The sequence below is a fragment of the Acinetobacter sp. ANC 4910 genome (assembly GCF_004331035.1).
In the GTDB taxonomy this organism is placed as follows: Bacteria; Pseudomonadota; Gammaproteobacteria; order Pseudomonadales; family Moraxellaceae; genus Acinetobacter.
This window is the reverse complement of record NZ_SJNT01000007.1, coordinates 162,585-176,687: the sequence shown is the minus strand read 5'-3', so window position 1 is coordinate 176,687 and position 14,103 is coordinate 162,585. Positions and strand designations below refer to the sequence as shown.

The following is a 14,103-nucleotide window of genomic DNA, read 5'->3' as shown; positions in this document are numbered from 1 at the left end:
TCCATGCAAAATGCAGATCCGATGCTATTTTCGACAAACGACTAAAGCCCGCATGAAATGAGGTTTATATTCCAAATTTCTTGCGGTAGCGCCACAAACTGGTTCGGCTAATTCCTAAGGCTTGTGCTGTTAATCCCAAGTCATATTGATATTTCTTTAGGGTTTGCTGCAAGGTATAGGCATCCAGTTTTGCGGAGTTGATTCGTATAGGTTGCTCATATGTTTCAGGTTCAGATACAGAATCCTGCAATCCGTGAATGATCTCATCAGGTAAATCGGAAATACCTATTTCGGAACGACCATTCGCCATTGCCAGTGCATATAACAACGTATTCTTGAGTTCGCGGACATTCCCGGGCCAGTCATATGCCATTAAAGTTTGCAGGGCATCCTCTGAAAGAATAGGGGCTTGCGCTGAAGTCCGATGTTCATTCAGTAGAAACTCGGCAATTAGGGGGATATCTTCTTTGCGTTCACGCAATGGCGGCACGAAAATTGGGATGACCCTTAAACGGTAGAGCAAGTCTTGTCGGAAACGCCCTGACTTGACTTCTTCACGCAGCGCACGATGAGTCGCTGCAATGATTCTGACATTCGACTTTAACGATTTTTCACCACCTAAAGGCGTGAACTCTCCTGTTTCGAGTACCCGTAATAATTTGGCTTGTAGTTCCAGTGGAATTTCGGCAATTTCATCCAGAAATAAAGTACCACCAGCCGCACGTTCAAAGACACCTTTGTGTTCACGGATTGCGCCAGTAAAAGCTCCTTTAACATGCCCAAATAATTCACTTTCTAAGAGACTGGCATTGAGCGCAGCACAGTTGATGGCAATAAACGGATGCTTTTTTCTTTCACTGTATTGATGAATAGCCTGTGCCACCAGTTCTTTTCCACTGCCTGATTCGCCCCGAACCAGTACAGGAAATTCGGTAATCGCAACCCGCTCAATAATAGAGAACATATGCTGCATCGAACTTGACTGGCTATGAAAGGTCTCTTGCAGAGATAAGGATGATATAGGCTTTGGTTTTACCGTATTTAAAGAAACAGGCTGAAATAAAAAAATCTCACCGACAAACTGTTGATCAAGCACATTCAGTTTTTTTCGGGTCAATAAATATTGTGTAGAGGTTTCAGGCAGATGAATCAACCCAGTTTGCAGTTCTGTGTTTTGAATTAACTGTTTGAAGGCAGTGATGGTTTTTTTGTTGAACTCGGATGTCCCATACTCATAAATAAAATTTTGGCTCTGCTGTTTTTGAATCAAGATCAAATTTTCATCAATAAAGCTTTGTAATTGTTCTAAAAATAATTCTAACTGTGTTTGTAAAGCAAAATTAAGAGTGAGCATGGTGTTTCACTATCTGTTTCATTTGTTTCTTATTGAAACATAAAGTGAAACAAAGATGAAATAGTATAAAAGAGTAAATTTATAATTTAAATTTTAATATATTGTTTTTAATGAATATAATTAAAAAAGCTAAAAGTTGGCACTATGTTTGCAATTTAAGAATAAAGAAACGTATTTATTCAGGTGTTACAACATGATCTTTCATCAATTTTTTGAAGTAGAAAGTTCAACTTATACTTATCTCTTGGCTTCAGAGCAGACACGTGAAGCTGTATTGATTGACCCAGTCGCTTCTGAAATAGATGTCTATACTCAGTATTTGGAAGCACATAACTTAACACTGGTCTATAGTTTGGATACGCATGTCCATGCGGATCATGTTACCGCTGCCAATTTATTACGTGAAAAATTTGGCTGCAAAACTGTATTGCATCGCAATTCAGGTGTGAACTGTGGCGATATATTTATTACTGATCAAAGTGTGATTCGGATAGGTGAAATAAATATTGAAGCACGTTATACCCCCGGGCACACCAATGCATGTACCAGTTATGTTGCAGAGGGTATGGTGTTTACAGGAGATGCTTTGCTGATTGATGGTTGTGGGCGTACCGACTTTCAAGAAGGCAATGCCGAAATCTTGTATGACAGCATTCATACTCAAATTTTTACTTTGCCAGACGAGACTATTGTTTACCCGGGACATGACTATAAAGGCCGTTTAGCTTCGACAGTCGGGCATGAGCGTTTACATAATTCGCGTTTAGGTGCAGCGCGAAATAAAGCTGAATTTGTGGAAATTATGAACAATTTGAATCTTCCTTATCCGAAAAAAATTGATATCGCATTACCTGCCAATAAAGCTTGTGGTCAGTAAAGGAGAAAGAAGATGCAATTAAAACAAGTCAATACTGAATTTTGGGTTGCCGATCAAATTACTACGCAAGATATTGAATTGATCGCAGCACGTGGCATTAAAACCATATTTTGTAATCGTCCAGATGGCGAAGGTCCCGATCAACCGAATGTGGCTGAAATTGAACAGGCTTTACAACCTTATGGGATTCAAATTCAGTATTTGCCTGTGGTGAGCGGTAAAGTGACTGATGAGCAAGCCGAGGAATTTAAACACCTGTATATACAGGCTCAAAAGCCATTATTGGCATATTGCCGATCTGGCACACGTTCTATTACGCTTTGGGCATTGTCTCAAGTAACAGATCAGACCTTAGAGCAAATGTTATTGACAGCAAGAACTTTAGGATACGACTTGCAAGGTGTCATTCCCCGTATTTTAAAGCAATCGACACATGCACAAGAGCATATTCCAAAGTTGAGTGTGGTCATTGTCGGGGGCGGTGCTGCGGGCATTTCTGTGGCGTCAAGCTTACTTTCACGTCAGCCGAATTTGGATATTGCGATTATTGACCCCGCAGAAGTTCATTACTACCAACCGGGTTGGACAATGGTGGGCGGCGGCATTTTTAAGCCTGAAAAAACTGTGCGAACCATGGCCAGCTTAATTCCAAAACAAGTGCAATGGATTAAAGCGGCAGTGGCGGCTTTTGATCCAGACAATAAGCAAGTGTTGTTGGAAGGGTGTAAACCGCTAAATTATGACGTTTTGGTGATTTGCCCCGGTTTAAAACTAAATTGGCATGGCATTGAGGGATTGGTCGAAACTTTGGGTAAGAATGGTGTGACTTCTAACTATCGTTATGATTTAGCCCCTTACACTTGGCAGTTAGTCCGAGAAATGCAACGCGGTAAGGCGATTTTCACGCAACCACCTATGCCAATTAAGTGTGCTGGTGCACCGCAGAAAGCCATGTATTTATCAGCGGATTATTGGCAAAAGCAGGGCGTACTTAAAGATATCCAGATTGATTTTTACAATACAGGTGCAGCGTTATTCGGCGTACCTGCTTATGTGCCTGCCTTGATGGAATACGTCAAACGTTATGACGCAAATTTGCATTTTAACCATCAACTCATCAAGGTAGATGGTCGACAAAAACGCGTTTGGTTTAAGCAACTGAATGTTGAAAACAGTCCTATTATAGAAACCGATTTTGACATGATGCATGTGGTGCCACCACAGCAAGCTCCCGACTTTATTCGGGCAAGTAATTTAGTCGATCAGGCAGGTTGGATCAGTGTCGATCAACATACCTTACAGCATACCCAATATCCGCATATTTTTGCTTTGGGTGATGTCATGAATGCACCGAATGCCAAAACGGCAGCGGCAGCACGTAAGCAAGCACCAATTGTGGCTGTGAATGTACTGGAGTATTTACAAGGCGGTGCCAACTTTGCCCAATACGATGGTTATGGTTCATGTCCACTTACTGTAGAGCGTGGAAAAATTGTACTGGCCGAGTTTGGTTATGGTGGCAAATTGCTGCCAAGCTTTCCAAAATGGCTGCTTAATGGTGAACAACCGACACGACTGGCATGGCTGTTAAAAGAGCAGATTCTTCCACCGATGTATTGGGATGGCATGCTCAAAGGGCATGAATGGATGGTTAAACCTAAACGCTAATTTCTAACCGATTTCTTCAAACACGGGCACCTATCTGTCGCGCTACAGATAGGTCAGGGACTCTTTTTTCTTAAAAATGGGTCTAGCAATGCTTCAAAGAGGTTAAACAACATGTGGTTGTTAGTTTTAGAAGGCTTGGCAATAGGATGTTTGCTTGGCATGACAGGTGCTGGCGGAGGAATACTCGCAGTTCCCGCATTAATGGCGAGTCAGGGATGGAGTGTAGCTCAGGCAGCCCCAGTCGGCTTATTGGCTGTTACCTTGTCCGCTTTTGTGGGAACAATTCAGGGTTTTTTCAAAAAAATCGTGCGTTATCGTGCTGCGATTTGGATTGCGGTGATCAGTATTCCTTCAGCACGTTATGGGGTACAACTTTCCAATATCATTTCACCAGTCTGGTTGAGCATTGCTTTTAGCCTAGTGATGTTGGTGGTGGCTTATCGAGTCTTTTTTAATAAAGTCAATGATATGGAAAATCCACCTTGTAAAGTGAATAAATCGACGGGACGATTAATCTGGAATGTCAGAACTGCTTCGGTACTGGGTTTTATTGGTGTGGTTGCAGGCTTATTAACAGGGTTGCTCGGTGTAGGCGGAGGCTTTGTGATTGTACCTGCGTTGCGTAAAGCCACAGATTTAGACATGAATAGTATTGTGGCAACGTCATTGATGATTATCTTTTTAATTGGCGGTGTGAGTATTTCAATCCATGTATTAGATGGTTTTCAGTATCCCATCAGTATTTCAGTAACCTTTGTGATTGCCTGTATCGTCGGTATGTTATTGGGACGTAAAGCAACAAACCTTGTGCCATCAAGCATTATTCAAAAGATTTTTGCCATAACCGTGATTGTGGTCGCTATTTCAATGTTGGTTAAAGCGCTGATTTAAGGCATTCCAAGATTGATATAAGACGATAAATCTACAACTGAAGATAAAAAGTAAAGTTAAGGATGAGTCGTTATCCTTAGCTTTACTTTTATAGCAATATTACGACATCTACCAATTGCTCATCATGATGAAGAGCATATTCTATTTGTGAATGCGTTGAAGCCAATCGAATGATGCTCAAAGATTCAATACAGTTTTAATGTGCAAACGCTTGTTTATTGGCATCACGCCATTCGGAAGGGCTGATGCCAAACCAATGTTTAAAATTACGACTGAAAATTGAAAGTTCTGCATAACCGAGTTGTAAGGCTAGATCTGTGAGGCTGACATTACCTGCATTAATCATACGAAGCGCTTCTTTCTTGCGGACGTTTTCGAGTAAATCGCGATAAGTCGTGCCTTGTGTTTTTAAGAGTCGCTGTAACTTTTTAGGATGCATGCCCATACATAACGCAATATTTTCAATACTACAATCACCTGTTGCCATTAACATGCGGACTGAGCTTTCAATCAATGCCGTATCAAGAGTAGCTTTGGTGCTGCTTTGTGTTTCCAGTTGTTGCAAAATTAGTCGATCAACCAAATCGTCATTAATAAATGCATAGGGTTTATGGGTTAAAAAACTGGCAGGAAAATAAAGCGCATCTTCTTCTGTTTCGAACTCAACTCGGCAAGCGAAATGGTCTGTAAATACTTTAGCTTGTTTAGGCGTCGGTTGTTTCAAATGGATTTTTTCTGCATGCCAAGTTGGTCCAATTAAATCTTTTAAAATATTAGTCACGAGGCAGATTGCCAGTTGGGACTTTTGTGGCACATCAGTATTGTATTCGCTTAAACGAACAAAGGTCAGTTTAGACAGTTGTGTATTCACTTGTGAAACTTGAAACACGATGCCTTCGGCATGTAAATAAACATATTTTTGGGCAACATTCAACGCATCTAAAATAGTCGCCTGTCGGGACATATATACGCCAATTAAACCAATCGTGCTAATATTTTGTAGTGCGCCAAGTTTTAAACCAAAACATTCTTCTTGGCAGCGTAAAGCCGCATTTTCTAATAAACTTAAATAATGATCATAATGAATGAAAGAATCGGGATCGCGTAGTAACGATGGCAAAATACCGACTTGTTTTAATATTTCTATAGGATTCACACCGTAACTACGAACAAGTTCTTCGAACCCACCAAGGCTGGCTGCACGGATATAACTTGCCATAACAATGTTCCTGCATGTCCTAAAAGATCAAGTTAGTGTCCTAAAAAGTCAAGCTCAATTCAAGTGTTTTGTTAAAGTAGAGTGAGAGATTTTCTCCATCTAGGCATCAAGAACGAGTCAATAATCGTTAGCCGTTAAAAGGAAAGATTATGCAACTTACAGTTCAGTCTCATTTAGAGCAAACAGTCATCGAACAGACATTACAAGACTGTTTCCAATTGCAGCGTACGAGTTTTCATCAGCAAGGGATTGAAAGCAACGCACAACGCAAGCAGCATTTATTGAATTTAAAGGCAATGATCAATAATCATCGGGAAGCGATTGTAGAAGCTTTAAATCGTGATTATGGCAATCGTTCACGTCATGAGACTTTACTGGCAGAAATTATTACAGCAACTGACGATATCAATAGCAGTATTAAACATTTGAATCAATGGACGAAGGTGCAAAAGCGCAGAGTCGACCACAGCATGTATTTTGGTGCCAAGAACCGCTTAATTCCTCAACCACTGGGTGTGATTGGCGTTATTGTGCCGTGGAATTTCCCTATTAATTTAATGTTCTCTCAATTGTCCGCCGTGTTTGCTGCAGGGAATACCGCTATGGTGAAAATGTCGGAAAATTCGCGTCATTTGGCGGAGTTGTTAATCGAGATTAGTCCTAAATATTTTGCCAAAGAAAAGTTACAAATTTTTGATGAAACGGGTGAGGTTGGCGTTGCGTTTTCCAAACTACCATTTGACCATCTGATGTTTACGGGTTCAGGTGCCACAGGACGTAAAGTGATGGCGGCTGCGGCTGAAAACTTAACTCCTGTGACTTTGGAACTCGGTGGTAAATCACCTGCGGTCATTGATCCAGAATACCCAATCGACAAAGCGGTTGAGCGGATTATGTTCGTGAAGCAGTTTAATGCGGGACAAATCTGTACCAATGTCGATTATTTATTTGTGCATGAATCGAAGCTTCAAGACTTTATTCAAACTGCAAAGGCTTGGGTACAAGAGCATGTGCCTGATATTCATAGTAAAGATTATACTTCGGTGATTGATCATCGTGCCTATCAACGCTTAACTCACAGTCTTGCTGATGCAGAAGCCAAAGGGGCAACTTTAATTAATTTAAACCAACAAGAAGCCGATGCTGCAACACGAAAAATCCCGCTGACTTTGGTGCTCAACAGCACTGATGAGATGGAAATTGATATGCGCGAAACGTTTGGTCCCATTTTGATGGTGAAAACTTATCAAAGTCCCGAACAAGTGGTGGACTATATTGTGCAGCGCGATCGACCTCTGGCATTTTATCCATTTAGTCACAATAAACGCTTAGTCGAGTTCTATATCAGTCGTGTTATGTCGGGTGGGGTGTCTGTGAATGATGCATTGTTCCATGTTGGACAACACGACTTGCCTTTTGGCGGTGTGGGGGCTAGTGGTATGGGGCATTATCATGGTTATGAAGGCTTTCTCACGTTCTCTAAAATGCGTCCAGTATTTTATCAGGCAGGTTTTTCGAGTTTGAAATTTCTGGCTCCGCCGTATGGAAAATTTGCTACATGGGTGCTGAATTTTTTAATTCGCATGAAATCTTAGTTTTAACGTTTAAACACTTAAATAGGGCCGTTGAGCTTCAGGAAATTTTTGAAGTTCAGGGGTGACGCATGTTTAAAAAATAAAAAAAGCTATTAAAGGAGTTAATAGAATGAGCGATCAACATTTTGACTTTGATCAGATTGTCATTGGATCGGGTTTTGGTGGTTCAGTCAGTGCACTGCGCTTGAGTGAAAAAGGCAATAAAGTCCTAATTTTAGAAAAAGGCTTACGCCGTGAAGATCAGGATTTTCCAACCACTAATTTAGACACTAAAAACTATTTGTGGCTACCTGAGTTAGGACTTAAGGGCACCATGCAATTCACCTTTACCAGTAAAACGACCATTTTGCATGGCGTAGGCGTGGGCGGTGGTTCACAAATTTATGCCAATGTGCATTTGATTCCACCCGATGCGGTTTTTGAGTCAGAGGCATGGACTAAAATTCGGAAAGACTGGAAAGAAAAATTAAAGCCGTTTTATGGTTTGGCGCAGCGCATGTTAGGAACCACAAATAATACCTATACCAATGTAGCAGACCATACCTTAAAAGCAGTTGCCGCAGAGATGGGTTATGCAAATTCATTTAAAACGGTGACTACAGGCGTATTTTTCCCGCAAGCCGATGGTCTGCAAAGTCAGACGGTTCAAGACCCGTATTTCAATGGTGATGGGCCAGAGCGTAAAACGTGTAATTATTGCGGTGCATGTATGTTGGGCTGCCGCAACAATTCAAAAAATACCCTAATGAAAAATTATCTGTATTTTGCTGAGCGTAATGGGGTGGAGATTCGTCCAAGTTCTGAAGTCATTAAAATCACGCCACTGAATGAAGATGGCAGTGCAGGTTATGAAATTCTTGTCAAAGAAACACTTGGAAAGAATGTTCGTCAGTATAGTCTACGCAGTCGAGGCGTGGTGTTATCCGCAGGGGTGATGGGCACTGTACCAATGCTGTTAAAAATGCGGGATCAATATAAGACCTTACCGAATATTTCATCATTTTTAGGGCAAGAAATTCGAACCAATTCGGAAACATTGACTACAGCGAACAATACCCGTGAAAGATTGGATGATGGCGTAGCGATCAGTTCCTTTATTTCAGTCGATGCAGATACCAATATTGAGGTGACCCGATTCCCTGAAGGGGCAGATGCTTCTTGGATTTATATTCCTTATGTACCCATGGTAACTGGGCAAGGTTTTATTCGGTTTATGAAATTCGTGTTCAATACACTATTGCACCCATGGAAAACCTATAAAGTGCTGCGCTATAAGGGGAAAGCTAAAAATTCAATCATTTTATTGGTCATGCAAAAGTCAGAAGCCTTTATTCATTTGGAATGGCGCCGAAAGTGGTATCGATTGTTTAAAAATAGTATTACTGCGGTGCAAAAGCCTGAAGATACACCTTTAACTGTTTCATTCCCTGCGGCTGAAAAAGCGACCAAACTGATTGCCGAAAAATTGGGTGGAGAACCGGGTTCAGCTTTAACTGAAATTATATTGGGGACGCCAACCACAGCACATATTATGAGTGGTGTGGCAATGGGCAGTGACAAGTCGAATGGTGTGGTAGATTTTACAGGGCAAGTATTCGGTTATCAAAACCTACGCGTGCTTGATGGCTCAATTGTGCCAGGGAATTTAGGGGTAAATCCATCTTTAACCATCACAGCATTGTCTGAATTTGCTATGAGCCAAATTCCAGTTTTTTCTGAAGAAAAAGCATCTCAAATCAAGCGTATTCAGTTTAGTCAGCCTTTAGCAGGACAAGTATCCGAGTTAGACGGTACAGGTGACTTGGCAATTGCATTAACTCAAGCCTAATAGATTCAATATTTGACCTATGACTTAATGGGGAGTGATAGGTCAAATTATCCAATATATTGTTTTATCAAAGAATTTTTCAGTGTTTTGTTCAAGACTAAAACTAAGTAAAAGTTATAATCAATTTCATTTGAGTTAATTAAAAAAATTGGAGAGGGTAATTTTATACTTTATATATTTTAATAAAATATAATTATTTTAATTGTTTGGCGTGTATTTATTTTGGTTCTCGGATTAGGCTTTATAAAATATTTCATCAGCAATCTGTTTGTATAATGAATAGTGTAAAAGGTAATAATTTTCAGTTAGATTATGGGTCATGGTTTACAATATATTGTTTTGTATCTTAAGTTTCATGTAATAAAACTAAAATAATGTAAGTATTTGAATATAAAAATTAATTATATGTTGGGGATTGTGGTTGTCATAAAATTGTCATAAATATTTAAGTAAATTTTAAGTTTCAAAACTTATTTTTTAATTAATTAATTTATGGCGAGATGACTATGACTACATTCATCTTTGGGACAGATTTTTCAACCAAATTTAATGGTTTGAATTATTATAAGAATCATCTAGTTTATAAAAATTCTACAGCAAAGCTAGAACATTTAAATCTATTAGATAACCAGAAAACCTATCAAATTGTGTCACATAAAAAAAATATGCTGCTTCGTATACATGCTGCACAAGTCGATCAGTCTGAGCGTAAACAAGTTGAAACTTATATCAGCACCAAGTATCAGGAAATGCATAAAGCAACATTATCACATTTTTCCTCCACCTTATTTGTAGGGGAATTTCAGCATCAAACTCAAGTGGCGATTGGCATTGAACCGCTCAAATCCCATCAGGCATTTTTAGAGCAGTACCTTGTACAGCCGATTGAACAGACCTTAACGAAAATGATTCAACGTGATGTAGCGCGAGAAAAGATTATTGAAATCGGCAATCTTGCTTCTCAGAACATGGAATATGCCAAAATGATGGTGGCATTTTTGGTGTTTTATCTCACCTTGGCAGAAGTGGAATGGGCCGTGTGTACAGGTACCATAGCCGTACGTTATGTATTGCAACAAATGGGGCTACATTTTCATGTTTTAGAGAAGGCAAATCCTGAAGTACTGGGTGAAGCTCAAAAACAGTGGGGCAATTACTACCAGCAAAAACCTTTGGTGTTGGCGATTAATGTCGCTGATGCTTTGACTGTGACCCAGCAACATTATGATTTCAAAGTAAATCATTCTGCAATCAGTGGGTGAAGTTTATGAATCAATTTTTCAATGCCATTGCAGCATACGCTAAGCAAAGCCCTAAACGTGAAGCGATTGTGACTGAAATGCGTACCGTGAGCTATGCAGAACTGGATCATACTGTTGAGGTTCTGACTAAGGAAATTAGTCGGTTACAGATACAGAAACTCGCGATTTGGGGCATGAACAGTATTGAGTGGGTATTGATTGATTTAGCCGCTAAAAAGGCGGGAATTACGGTGATTCCGATTCCTTTATTTTTTAGCGCTCAGCAGATTTTACATTTATTACAAGACAGTGCTGTCGATACAATTTTTTTGGCAGATATAAATCTAACAACGTCCACTTATCACTTTGATTGTGTTGCACAAAATCATACATGGTTGCAGGAGTTGAGAGAGCAAGATGGTATTAAACAGTTTATTGCTTCCGAACATGTTTTAGGGACTTTTATTGGTTTAAATGTGACTGCACCAACAACGATGGATTCAGTTGTGCCTGCAAAGATTACTTATACCTCAGGCAGTACAGGTACACCTAAAGGGGTGTGTCTGGCTGAAGCAATGATTCAATCGATTACCGAATCGCTTAGTACAGCATTGCAGTCGAGCCAATTGGGACGCCATTTATGTCTAATTCCATTTGCGACCTTGCTGGAAAATATTGCAGGCATTTATGTTGCCTTGAATATGGGGCGTTCAATTGTAGTCGGTAATGTCAGTCATTTTGGACTGGTGTCCAATCATGAGTTTAAGGTGGAAAACTTCGCAGCTACGGTACAGCAATACCAGATTCAGAGCGTAATTTTACTGCCACAGATGCTCAAGGCAATGGTGGAATATATTCAACAATTTGGTGCTCAGGCTTTTGCGAGTTTGAAATTTATTGCAGTGGGCGGTGGCAAGGTTTCAACCGATTTGTTGTTACAGTCGCAACAGTTGAACTTGCCTGTTTATGAAGGTTATGGACTATCAGAATGCGCTTCTGTGGTTAGTCTAAACCTACCCAATGCCAGAAAAATTGGCAGTGTCGGCCAACCATTACCCCATGTCGATGTACAAATTGCGGACAATGGTGAAGTGGTGGTTCGTGGTAATGCGATGCAGGGTTATCTGAATGAGCTGGCAGTTGATCCTTTGATTCACACGGGTGATGCTGGCTTCTTTGATGAAGAGGGATATCTGTTTATTACGGGTCGTATTAAGCAAATTATTGTCAGTAGTTTTGGGCGCAATATTTCACCTGAATGGGTGGAGTCGAATGGTTCGAGTGAACCCGAAATTAACCAGATTGCTATCTTTGGGGAAGCACAGCCTTATCTTTCTGCTGTGATTTATGCCAAAGAAAATGTATCGGATGGCATGCTGGAGCAGGCGGTACAGAAAGCCAATCATCGCATGCCTGACTATGCCCAAATTAAACAATGGTATCGATCGGCTGAACCCTTTTCTCTGAATAATCAGATGTTAACCGACAACGGGAAATTGAGACGCAACGAAATTAAAAAGCAATTTGGGCAGTATTTGTCGCTTCAATGAGCTGTAGTCAAGGTACAGAAGTGACAGTAGTTTTAAGACCTGAAAACTTAATTTCCACGCATAGAAATTTCACTAAATAGTGAGTAAAGATATGAATATTGAACAATCCATATTTGACCTTGAGCAGAGTCGTAGTTACTCAGCTTCAAGTCATGCAGAAATCAAGAATACCTTACGTGAGCAAGGTTGGATTTTACTCAGACATGAACATTATGACGTACATCGTTTTAGTGATCTGATGACCGCTTTATGTCAAAAGCTGACCTATGACCCTGCACGTGAAAACATTACGCAACAATCACAAAAAGTAGATGCAGGCACTCAGGCAGTTGGGCTGCATATTGAAAATGGTACAACGCCATTACCTCCCGATATTATTGCTTTTTTTAGTGAAGTTAGCGCAACCGAAGGTTCGCAAACCACTGTGTGTGATGGACATGCAGTATGGAAGAACTTGTCTGAGCAGTTAAAACAAAAGTTTGCAGCACCGATGACCATTAGCCGTTATTTACCAAAACAGATTTGGCAGAAATATGTGGCGACTGCCTTGAATATTGCCCAAGCGGATACGGTGACATGGGCAGATTTAAACCAATTTATTCAGATGATTCCAGGACAAGCGATCACTCCATCTCACGATGAAGGGGTGGAATACCATCTGCAAATGCACATGATTCGCTATGATAATTTGAAAGGTGTCCCTGCATTTGCCAATACCATTTTAGGACCATCTTATAATTATCAAAAACCAAAATTTAGTTTTGCTGATGGCAGCATGATTAGTGAAGAATTGATTGCAGAACTGGCAGTACTTTGCGAACAGCATACGCAGGAAATTGATTGGAAAAATGGCGATGTGGCGATTATCGATAACAAACGCTTTATGCATGGACGACGTGAAATTTTGGTTCCACTTGAGCAGCGTAAACTCTATATCAGTATGGGTTTAGGCTTGAATGAAACATTTTAAGCAGCAAGCTTTTATAAAATTAGAGTGAGTATAGTTATGTCAAATTTAACAGCAGTGATTGTTGGGGCAACAGGTGGAATAGGTAAAGCCATCGTTGAAAACTTATGTAAAAACAATGTGGATGTGATACTTGTGGCACGTAATGCTGAAGCATTGCAAACCATGCAGTCAGAACTTAAAGCGCAATATCCGCAATTAAAACTACAAAGTTTATGCTGCGATTTGAGCGATGCCGAGAGTCGTGAACAATTTATTCAAGCATTGACGCAGCAAAAGATTCACATTAATTACTATATTAACAATGCAGGGGTGAATGATTTTTCTTTGTTTAGTCATCAATCTAGCGACGCGATTGAACAGATGATGCTGATTAACGTGGTATACCCACTACAATTAATTCAGAAAATCATTCCTTTAATGTCACAAACCGCGCCGAGCCAAATTATTAACATGGGATCGACTTTTGGCAGTATTGGCTACCCAGGTTATGTGAGCTACTGTGCCAGCAAATTTGCCTTGCGCGGTGCAAGCGAAGCCTTGGCACGTGAATATTCTAATTCGCCAATACAGTTTAAATATTTCTCACCACGTGCAACAGATACTGCCATGAACAGTCCAGTGGTAGTGGAAATGAATGCCAAATTGGGCGTGAAAATGGACAGTCCTACTTTCGTGGCTGAAGAGCTGTATCAATTTTTACAAAATGACAAATTGTATTATCAAGTGGGATATCCTGAGAAAATCTTTGTCAAAGTGAATCAGGTATTGCCGAATGTCGTGTCTAATTCGATTCAAAAGGACATTGATAAAATCCAGAGTTTTGCCGAGTTAAATCATTCAAAAATCACGACGGTTTCATAAACGGGAGCCGTTCTAAGTGCTGAACTGACGAGCACCCAGATGGGTGCTC

11 protein-coding genes are annotated in these 14,103 nt (G+C 40.2%); 9 read left to right on the top strand and 2 right to left on the bottom strand.

Going from position 1 to position 14,103, the window contains the following annotated elements; all coding sequences use genetic code 11:
• Positions 1-64: 64 nt before the first annotated feature.
• Positions 65-1,354, bottom strand: a complete 1,290-nt coding sequence (locus E0H82_RS09875) for a sigma-54 interaction domain-containing protein (protein ID WP_131264475.1) — start codon at positions 1,352-1,354, stop codon at positions 65-67.
• A 193-nt stretch (positions 1,355-1,547) separates the two neighbouring features.
• Between E0H82_RS09875 and E0H82_RS09870 the strand changes: the two genes are divergently transcribed.
• The 3 genes from E0H82_RS09870 (at position 1,548) to E0H82_RS09860 (ending at position 4,790) form a co-directional block, all read left to right on the top strand.
• Positions 1,548-2,231 carry an MBL fold metallo-hydrolase gene (locus E0H82_RS09870; protein WP_131264474.1) on the top strand — a complete coding sequence of 228 codons (684 nt, stop codon included), beginning with the start codon at positions 1,548-1,550 and terminating at the stop codon, positions 2,229-2,231.
• Positions 2,232-2,243: 12 nt separating this feature from the next.
• On the top strand, positions 2,244-3,899 hold the full coding sequence (locus tag E0H82_RS09865) for a bifunctional protein tyrosine phosphatase family protein/NAD(P)/FAD-dependent oxidoreductase (RefSeq protein ID WP_131264473.1): 1,656 nt from the start codon (positions 2,244-2,246) through the stop codon (positions 3,897-3,899).
• Between the two features lie 111 nt (positions 3,900-4,010).
• Positions 4,011-4,790: a sulfite exporter TauE/SafE family protein gene (locus E0H82_RS09860; protein ID WP_131264472.1), complete on the top strand. Its 780-nt coding sequence runs from the start codon at positions 4,011-4,013 to the stop codon at positions 4,788-4,790.
• 196 nt (positions 4,791-4,986) lie between these two features.
• Here E0H82_RS09860 and E0H82_RS09855 read toward each other — a convergent pair whose 3' ends face one another.
• Positions 4,987-6,009 carry an AraC family transcriptional regulator gene (locus tag E0H82_RS09855; RefSeq protein ID WP_131264471.1) on the bottom strand — a complete coding sequence of 341 codons (1,023 nt, stop codon included), beginning with the start codon at positions 6,007-6,009 and terminating at the stop codon, positions 4,987-4,989.
• Between the two features lie 149 nt (positions 6,010-6,158).
• Here E0H82_RS09855 and E0H82_RS09850 point away from each other — a divergent pair, with 149 nt between their 5' ends.
• The 6 genes from E0H82_RS09850 to E0H82_RS09825 all read left to right on the top strand — a co-directional run bounded on the left by E0H82_RS09850 (position 6,159) and on the right by E0H82_RS09825 (position 14,054).
• The gene (locus tag E0H82_RS09850; protein WP_131264470.1) at positions 6,159-7,604 is read left to right on the top strand and encodes a coniferyl aldehyde dehydrogenase; all 1,446 of its coding nucleotides are present in this window, start codon (positions 6,159-6,161) and stop codon (positions 7,602-7,604) included.
• A gap of 109 nt (positions 7,605-7,713) precedes the next feature.
• Complete coding sequence (locus tag E0H82_RS09845) at positions 7,714-9,432, top strand: GMC oxidoreductase (RefSeq protein WP_131264469.1); 1,719 nt, start codon at positions 7,714-7,716, stop codon at positions 9,430-9,432.
• Between the two features lie 506 nt (positions 9,433-9,938).
• Entirely contained in the window at positions 9,939-10,694 is a 756-nt protein-coding gene (locus E0H82_RS09840) for a thermostable hemolysin (protein ID WP_171458278.1), read from the top strand.
• Positions 10,695-10,699: 5 nt separating this feature from the next.
• A complete protein-coding gene (locus tag E0H82_RS09835; protein ID WP_131264468.1) occupies positions 10,700-12,223 on the top strand; it encodes an AMP-binding protein in 1,524 nt (507 codons plus the stop codon).
• Between the two features lie 91 nt (positions 12,224-12,314).
• Complete coding sequence (locus tag E0H82_RS09830) at positions 12,315-13,193, top strand: TauD/TfdA family dioxygenase (protein ID WP_131264467.1); 879 nt, start codon at positions 12,315-12,317, stop codon at positions 13,191-13,193.
• 36 nt (positions 13,194-13,229) lie between these two features.
• The gene (locus tag E0H82_RS09825) at positions 13,230-14,054 is read left to right on the top strand and encodes an SDR family oxidoreductase (RefSeq protein ID WP_131264466.1); all 825 of its coding nucleotides are present in this window, start codon (positions 13,230-13,232) and stop codon (positions 14,052-14,054) included.
• The last annotated feature ends 49 nt before the right edge of the window (positions 14,055-14,103 follow it).

Coding starts and splice junctions, on each gene's coding strand:
- E0H82_RS09875 (WP_131264475.1), bottom strand. CDS start 1,354: ATGCTCACTCTTAATTTTGCTTTACAAACACAGTTAGAATTATTTTTA.
- E0H82_RS09870 (WP_131264474.1), top strand. CDS start 1,548: ATGATCTTTCATCAATTTTTTGAAGTAGAAAGTTCAACTTATACTTAT.
- E0H82_RS09865 (WP_131264473.1), top strand. CDS start 2,244: ATGCAATTAAAACAAGTCAATACTGAATTTTGGGTTGCCGATCAAATT.
- E0H82_RS09860 (WP_131264472.1), top strand. CDS start 4,011: ATGTGGTTGTTAGTTTTAGAAGGCTTGGCAATAGGATGTTTGCTTGGC.
- E0H82_RS09855 (WP_131264471.1), bottom strand. CDS start 6,009: ATGGCAAGTTATATCCGTGCAGCCAGCCTTGGTGGGTTCGAAGAACTT.
- E0H82_RS09850 (WP_131264470.1), top strand. CDS start 6,159: ATGCAACTTACAGTTCAGTCTCATTTAGAGCAAACAGTCATCGAACAG.
- E0H82_RS09845 (WP_131264469.1), top strand. CDS start 7,714: ATGAGCGATCAACATTTTGACTTTGATCAGATTGTCATTGGATCGGGT.
- E0H82_RS09840 (WP_171458278.1), top strand. CDS start 9,939: ATGACTACATTCATCTTTGGGACAGATTTTTCAACCAAATTTAATGGT.
- E0H82_RS09835 (WP_131264468.1), top strand. CDS start 10,700: ATGAATCAATTTTTCAATGCCATTGCAGCATACGCTAAGCAAAGCCCT.
- E0H82_RS09830 (WP_131264467.1), top strand. CDS start 12,315: ATGAATATTGAACAATCCATATTTGACCTTGAGCAGAGTCGTAGTTAC.
- E0H82_RS09825 (WP_131264466.1), top strand. CDS start 13,230: ATGTCAAATTTAACAGCAGTGATTGTTGGGGCAACAGGTGGAATAGGT.